Below are 1,886 nucleotides of genomic sequence, written 5' to 3'. Positions count from 1 at the left end.
TAAGTCAGGGTGTTCAGTGTCGGAATTGCGTCAGAAGCGGAAGGAACTCCGTCAACTTCTTGAACGTCCGCAAGGCGGCCGACATATCGCGCTGGGTTCACCAATTCGGATTTTACTGACGTTCCTGAGACGGCGTGTGTCCGAAATGCTCAGCATACGAGGCTGAGAAATAGGAACTCGAGCAGAACCCGGTCGCAATGGCGATATCAACATTTGCAAGACTGGTGTGCAGCAGAAGATCCCGGGCGTGTTCGAGCCGAAGGATCTTGTAGTAGCGGGCAGGCGGGTGACCCGTATGCCGCTGAAAAAGACGCTCGAGATTCCTGACACTCAATCCGAAGGTGCGGGCGATCGAACCGGTGCTCAAAGGCTTCTCGAAGTTGCGCATCATAAGTCCGACGGCCTGCGCCAGTTGCGGAGGCAGCGTGTCGAGGCCGACCGAACTGCCCGATCGCTGTTCGACATTGCCGGTCCTGATACGCTCGACCTGAAACTGGTTGGCGATAGACCGTGCCAGAACCTCGCCATGTGCCTGTGTGATGATGTGCAGGATCATGTCGAGAGAGGCGGTTCCGCCAGCGCACGTGTACCTGTTCCTGTCGATGACGTAGAGCTGATTGCTTAGTTCAATGAACGGAAATTCCTCACGGAAAGCCGGCTGCCCTTCCCAGTGCAGGGTGCATCGCGCATCGGTTAGCAGCCCTGCGCGGGCAAGAAAAACGGTACCCATGGACAGCGCGCCCATATGGCACCCTTCGCGTGCCCGCCTTTTCAACATGACATTCAACCGGGTCTGGTCTTTCGCGACGAACGTCATGCCGGCGCAGACGAACAGGTATTCGGGTGCATCGGAACTGCCGAAGCGCTCGTTCACATTTACGGAGATTCCGTTGGAGGCATGGGCTACTGACCCATCTTCCGACGAGAAGCGCCAGCTATAGGCCTCGAATCCGAGAAGTCGATTGGCCGCCCTAAGCGGCTCAATCGCGCAGGTCACCGACATCATGGAGAACAGATCGAGCAGCAAGAACTCGACGCACTCAGGTCGTTTTTCGTCGCCGCCAAGATTCATAGATGTGGCCGCTCCTCGGCTGTTCTCAAAGTGATATCGACAACTTTGGTATACAAGCCACTTCCGGGTCCGGGTTCAAGAAATCATTGCATCTGGATCAAGGCGTCTTATGAGTCAACGGCCTAACCTAATAGAGTTCCCCGGAGTGCGAACTACAGACGCTTCAGCGCGTCGATCACAGAGATAAAGCAATAGCTTTCGGTAACGAGACCCTTTCCGTCTCGAATGACGTCTCGCCGTCGTTCGGCTGCTACGCGCTCTGCTTCGCAGATATTGGCATCCCTTTCCAAAAGCCAGGTTCGGTAACTCGGATCGACTTCGTTGACCGCCACGCCCCTGTGTTAGGGCTGTTCGGGCGAATAGACGACTGCCGTGACGATACGGGCGAGCGCCGTGTCCTCTTTCTTCGGTCGATGTTCTATTTCTTGCGGCAGTCGGCCTGGCACAGCGAGCCTAGAGTGATGCCGCAATCGTTGATGGCATTAGTCTTAGTCTAGCTGGAAGCCGACCCGGCGGGTGAACATGAATACCATGCTCAAGGAAAGCGAATTCAGTGATCCAAAGCCTTTCAAGAGGACACAGATCGCACATCCAGATATTTGGCGGTTTTCTTATCTACCCTGACGCGAATCCAACACACTAACTCCTGGCGCTGGCCGATGGTAGCGCCTGGATCAGCCCGGAAAAGTCTAATCACGTTAGTAAAGTGAGGAAGCCTATTTCGGCGATGCTGGCAAAAGCGCGTAGGACCCAAGAACCTGCGGTCCTTAAGACTGGTTGGAGGAGAATCTGATGGTTAATCCGCATGAGAATC

1 protein-coding gene is annotated in these 1,886 nt (G+C 55.2%); it reads right to left on the bottom strand.

Annotated features, from left to right (window positions below; translation table 11 throughout):
- Positions 1-112: 112 nt before the first annotated feature.
- Complete coding sequence (locus AC0L3I_RS36745; protein WP_473530208.1) at positions 113-1,072, bottom strand: GlxA family transcriptional regulator; 960 nt, start codon at positions 1,070-1,072, stop codon at positions 113-115.
- Positions 1,073-1,886: the final 814 nt, after the last annotated feature.

Source organism: Mesorhizobium sp. WSM4840, from assembly GCF_055811755.1.
The sequence above is the reverse complement of the archived record's forward strand: the minus strand, read 5'-3'. Positions and strand labels throughout refer to the sequence as shown.

Excerpts from the sequence above, each read along its gene's own strand:
- AC0L3I_RS36745 (WP_473530208.1), bottom strand. The coding sequence starts at position 1,072 with ATGAATCTTGGCGGCGACGAAAAACGACCTGAGTGCGTCGAGTTCTTG.